5 protein-coding genes are annotated in these 5,208 nt (G+C 71.9%); 1 reads left to right on the top strand and 4 read right to left on the bottom strand.

The features are described 5' to 3' along the window. The 3 genes from ACWCSD_RS47435 to ACWCSD_RS47445 all read right to left on the bottom strand — a co-directional run. Window positions 1-893: hypothetical protein (locus ACWCSD_RS47435; protein WP_449925540.1), on the bottom strand; the 893-nt coding region annotated here is incomplete at its 3' end. Between the two features lie 73 nt (window positions 894-966). Further along, complete coding sequence (locus ACWCSD_RS47440; protein ID WP_387664809.1) at window positions 967-1,329, bottom strand: DUF2203 domain-containing protein; 363 nt, start codon at window positions 1,327-1,329, stop codon at window positions 967-969. A gap of 10 nt (window positions 1,330-1,339) precedes the next feature. After that, window positions 1,340-2,029 carry a GntR family transcriptional regulator gene (locus tag ACWCSD_RS47445; RefSeq protein WP_449925545.1) on the bottom strand — a complete coding sequence of 230 codons (690 nt, stop codon included), beginning with the start codon at window positions 2,027-2,029 and terminating at the stop codon, window positions 1,340-1,342. Between the two features lie 82 nt (window positions 2,030-2,111). On the opposite strand from ACWCSD_RS47445, the gene ACWCSD_RS47450 reads away from it, so the two are divergent. Further along, window positions 2,112-3,443, top strand: a complete 1,332-nt coding sequence (locus ACWCSD_RS47450; RefSeq protein ID WP_397216124.1) for an MFS transporter — start codon at window positions 2,112-2,114, stop codon at window positions 3,441-3,443. Between the two features lie 89 nt (window positions 3,444-3,532). Here the strand turns inward: ACWCSD_RS47450 and ACWCSD_RS47455 are convergent, their stop codons facing one another. Then, window positions 3,533-4,831, bottom strand: a complete 1,299-nt coding sequence (locus tag ACWCSD_RS47455; RefSeq protein WP_397165832.1) for an MFS transporter — start codon at window positions 4,829-4,831, stop codon at window positions 3,533-3,535. Between the last annotated feature and the right edge of the window lie 377 nt (window positions 4,832-5,208).

A 5,208-nucleotide genomic window follows, 5' to 3' on the forward strand; every position in this document is an offset into this window, starting at 1 on the left:
CGGCGGGCCTGGCCGGAAGCGGGGTCGACGGTGAGCACCCGTACCACCGTCGACTTCGTGGTGCTGCTGTCGTAGGAGTAGGCGGCGAGCCGTCCGTCAGGGGTCCAGCGGGCGTGGTCGGGCGAGGCGTCGCCGGCGAGGGGCAGGTTCACGCCGTCGGCGAGCCGGGCGGTCTCCAGGTCGTACGTGCGCATCCGGGGCGGGCCGCCACGGCTGCCGCCGGAGCTGAACGCGGCGACGGTGTGCCCGTCGGGGGACAGCGCGAGGGTGACGGCGTTGGCGACGAACTGGGGGGCCTGGCTCCTGAGCGCCCGGCCGTCGAGCCCGTAGGAGTACAGCCATCTGGTGCCGTCGCTCAGGTCGCGGGTGGTGAGCACCTCGTCCCCGTCGCCGCTGAAGCCGGCCGGTTCGCCCTTGACGGTCAGGCCGGTGATCCTGCCGGTGGCCAGGGTGAGCACGTCGACGTGGCCTTGGCGGCCGACGAGGAGCCGGTCGCCGGCCGTTGACAGGTAGAGGGCGTCGTCCGCGCCGGGGCGCAGGGACCTGGGCAGCTCCCTGACCGGGCCGCCGGCCGCCGCGCGTGCGACCAGGCGGTGGTCGCGGGCCCGCTGGTAGACGATGGTCCGGCCGTCGCCGCTGAGGGCGAACAGGGAGGTCGCGCGGGCCTTGGCGCGGGCGGCGGAGTCGCCGACGGTGACCTTGCGGCCGTCACGGAGGAGCAGGTGCCAGGGGCCGCACGGGGACGTGCCCTCGACGGGCAGCTCGCAGGCGGTGACCCAGGCCGCGCGGGCCTGCGGCGGCCCGGTATGCGCGGGTGCGGCGGCGGCCGGGAGCCCCAGCCCGCCGGCGACCGCCGGCGCGAGGAGCGCGGCGGCCGCTGAGGATAGCCTCATGAGTGGTGATCCTTTCGCTCACCTGGTTAGACCCATGGGCACGGTGGCGAGTTGGTCACAGGTAGGCCACGCTTCAGGGCAGCGGGCGCCGCCCCGCGAAGCCCAGATCCGTACGGTGGTACCAGGCGAGCTCGGGCTCCCCCTCGATCCAGCACAACCGCACCGACGCCCCGCCGAGCACGGAGGGGAAGTCGATCAGCAGCGGCGCGACGCCCTTGACCTCGATCCCCTGCTCGCTCCACCGGGTCAGCGTCTCCTCGATGCGCGCCTCGATCGCCTTGATCTCGGGCAGCCCGCCGAGCCGCGACCCGCCGGCGGCCTGCCGGTCGAAGGCGATCTCGGCCAGGTCGGCGCGGCCCGCGACGATCTCCCGCGCCTCGGCGATGATGCCGGGCAGCAGGGCGCGCGCCTCGTCCAGGGTGAAGATCCGGTCCATGCGGAAAACGCTACCCGTTCGGCTGGTAGGCGTGGATGAGAAGCCGCTCGGCCTCGTCGAAGTAGTCGTCGAGATAGGCCGCCGCCTCCTCGGCGCGGCCGGTCGTCAGCAGGGCGAGCAGCGCGCGGTTGCGTTCGATGAACGGCTCGTGGAAGGCGCGCGGGTTGTCCATCACGTGGAAGACCAGGCGCAGCTCGGCCAGGAGCTGCCGCATGGCCTCGTCGAGGCGGGGGCTGCCGTGCAGGCCGACCAGGGCCTGGTGGTAGCGGATGTTGGCGGTGCCGACGCCCTGCCAGTCGCCCTGGGCGGCGGCCCGCTCGGCGTCGCGCACGGCCTCCTCGATGAGCGCCAGCGCCTGCCGCGACGCCTTGCGCCGGACGGCGGCCCCTTCCAGCACCCGCCGCATCGTGTAGAGGTCGGAGACGTCCTCCACGGACGGGAGCCGGACGAAGACGCCCCGGTTGAGCCGGTGGTCGAGCAGGCGTTCGTGGCCGAGCAGGCGGAACGCCTCGCGCAGCGTGTTGCGCGAGACGCCGAGCCCTTCGGAGATGGCCTCCTCCGACAGCCGCGCGCCCGGCGGGAAGGCGCCTTCGATGATGTTGTCGCGGAGGATGTCGGCCACGCGCTCGGCCGTGCTGCTGCGGTTCAGTCTCGACCGGTGCCGGGCGAGGTCCGCGACCACGTCTTCCACGTGCGCCAGGGAATCACGGAGCAAACCTCTTGTCGAATTGTTCAACAATCCTTACGTTGAAACTATCCCCTCGACCATCTGGGAGCCTTCGATGTCAAGCTCCGCGCACCAGACCCGCCGGGTGATCATCGCCGCCCTCGTCGGCACGTCCCTGGAGTGGTACGACTTCTTCCTCTACACCACGGCCGCGACGCTGGTCTTCGGCAAGCTGTTCTTCCCGTCGCTCGACCCGCTCAACGCGACGCTGGCGGCCCTGACCACCAACGCCGTCGCGTTCGTCGCCAGGCCGCTCGGCGGCGTGGTGTTCGGGCACTTCGGCGACCGGGCCGGCCGCAAGACCGTGCTGGTCGTGACGCTGCTGCTGATGGGCCTGTCGACGTTCCTCATCGGCGTGCTCCCCGGCTACGCGAGCGTGGGGGTGGCCGCGCCCGTCCTGCTGGCCGTGCTCCGCTTCGTCCAGGGCTTCGGGCTCGGCGGCGAGTGGGGCGGCGCGGTGATCATGTCGCTGGAGCACGGCGACAGCAGGCGGCGCGGCTTCAACGCGAGCTGGCCGCAGGTCGGCGTGCCCGCCGGGTACGTGCTGGCCACCGGCCTGCTCGCGATCCTGTCCTTCGCCCTGCCGGACGCGGCCTTCCAGGCGTGGGGATGGCGGGTGCCGTTCCTGCTGTCGGGCGTGCTGGTGCTCGTCGGGCTGTGGGTGCGGACCCGGGTCGCCGAGTCGCCGCTGTTCTCCCGCGTCGAGAAGCACGGCGCCACGGCCAGGATGCCGCTGGTCGAGGTGCTGCGCACGCATCCGCGGGCGCTGCTGTCGGCGTTCACCGCGCGCATCGGGGTGGACGTGGCCTTCTACACCTTCACCGCGTACATCATCGTCTACCTCACCGGGCAGCTGAAGCTGGACCGGTCGGTGGCGCTGTACGCGGTGCTGATCGGCTCGGTGCTGCAGCTCGGCCTGATCCCGCTGTTCGGCGCGCTGTCGGACCGGCTGGGCCGGCGGCCGGTCTACTTCGCGGGCGTGCTGGCGGCGGCCGGGTGGGTGTTCGCGTTCTTCCCGCTGCTGGACACGAAGTCGTTCCCGCTGATCGTGCTGGCGGCGGTGGTCGCGCTGGCCGCCCACGCCGCCATGTACGGCCCGCAGGCCGCCTTCATCGCCGAGCTGTTCAGCACCCGCCTGCGCTACAGCGGCGCGTCCATGGGCTACCAGGTGGCCGGGATCGTCGGCGGCGCGCTGGCCCCGATCATCGCGCTCAAGCTCTTCGACCTGTACGGCACCACGCTCGCCGTGTCCCTGTACGTGGTTGTCGCGCTGGCCGTCACCGCCGTAGGTTTGGCCATCGCCCCGGAAACCCGCGACCTGGACATCGCCGCCGGCGAGAGCGGCACCGCCAGGAGGCTGCCCGGCCAGGTGGGTCCCTTCGCCTGAGTGCGGGGGAAGGCGGGAACGCCGCGAAGGCGTGGGCGGCGGCTGCCACCGCCGCCCACGCGCGCCGCTCGAAGGACTTCTGGGACGGCTCAGACGGCGGTCTCGGGCTCGGTGACCCGCGGGCGCCTGCGCCAGTCGCCCTTGAACGCCGCCGTGGAGGCCAGGAACACGACCTGCCCGGCCAGCGCCACGGCGAGCCAGGCGCCCCAGCCGCCCGCCGAGACCACCATGGGCGAGACGACCAGCAGCACCACGATCATGACGCGGACGACCATGCCCCAGATGCCCAGCGCCGAGCCCTGCAGGCGCGACTCGACGTCCTCGGCGTTCTCGGAGAAGTTGGCCATCCACGGCACGTACGCGACGCCCATGAACAGGAAGAGCAGCGCGTAGACGGCGGTGACGTGCCCAGGGGAGACGCCGGGGCCGACCATGCCGATGAAGTAGGCGAGGGTCAGGACGGTCAGCGCGGTGCCGGCGGCCGTGAACGGCTTGCGCAGCCGCAGCCGGTCGGAGACCCGGCCGACGACGACCACGGCCACCGCGTTGAGCACGATGCCGAGCGCCACCACCCGGTTGGCCCCCGCGGGCTCCAGGCCGAACGCCTCCACCAGGATCGTCTGCCCGAAGATCGCGAACGTCCAGTAGAGCACCTGCCAGCCGGTGTTGCCCAGGACGTGGGCCCACAGGTGGGGATGGCGGAACAGCTCGCGCACCCGTCCGGCGTCGATCTTCTCCTCCGCCGCGACGGCCTCCTCGGCGTCGAGCACCTGGGCCCGCAGCGCCGCCGACGGCTCGGCGATCTTCCAGACGATGACCGCGCACATGGCCAGCGAGACGACGCCCATGATGATCGCCTGCGACTGCCAGGCGTTGTCGAACAGCGGCAGCGTGAACCCGGCGATGAACGAGGCCAGGAAGGACGCCCCGACCGGCCCCCACGTCCAGAACGCGAACGCCTGGGCGCGGCCGAGGCGCGGGGAGAAGTCGCGGACGAGGGAGGCGGTGATGGTGATCCCGGCGCCCTCGATGAACAACATCAGGCAGCGCACCCAGAACAGGCCGGCCACGGTGTCCACGGTGGCGAGCAGGAAGTTGCAGGCCGCCGTGACGGTGAGGGTGGGCACCAGGAGCGTGACCCGTCCCCAGCGGTCGGACAGGATGCCGCCGACGCCCGCCGACAGGCCGCCGATCAGCACCGATCCCGCGGCGAGCAGGCCGTAGACCGTGAGCGACATGCCCAGGTCCTTCATCAGCAGCGGCAGGATCGTGGCGAGCGTGGTCTCGAAGTTGGCCACCAGGCTCGCCAGCACGGCTATCGCCAGCAGGAAGATCCGCCGGCGACCGACCGGGTACACGCTCAGCTCGCGGACATAGAACGGCTTCATTCCCATCCTCCGGGGACGGTGTGTGACGGTCGCTCTAGAACGCGTTTCTAGTTGCCTCAGAGTTGCCCTTCTCAGGGGGGTTCGTCAACAGCGGCGGCGGTCACGATGTGATCTCGATCACAGCATTCCCGTTGTGACGGAATCGCTCCCGATTCACAGAACAACCAGCCGCGAATAGGCATAAACTGCGCGCCTGTGAGCCTGCCTGTACGTGAACGTTCCCCCCGGCCCGGCGGCGGCCGGCACCGCCGCCCCGTGCCCACGTCCCTGCCGCCGGACGCGCCCATGCTCGTGCTGGCCACCCCCGGCGGCACCGGCGGCGTGGCCGAAGAGATCACGGCCGTGGTGCGGGTCGACAACCCGCAGATCGAGGTGCG

It is taken from the genome of Nonomuraea sp. NPDC001684 (genome assembly GCF_053596515.1).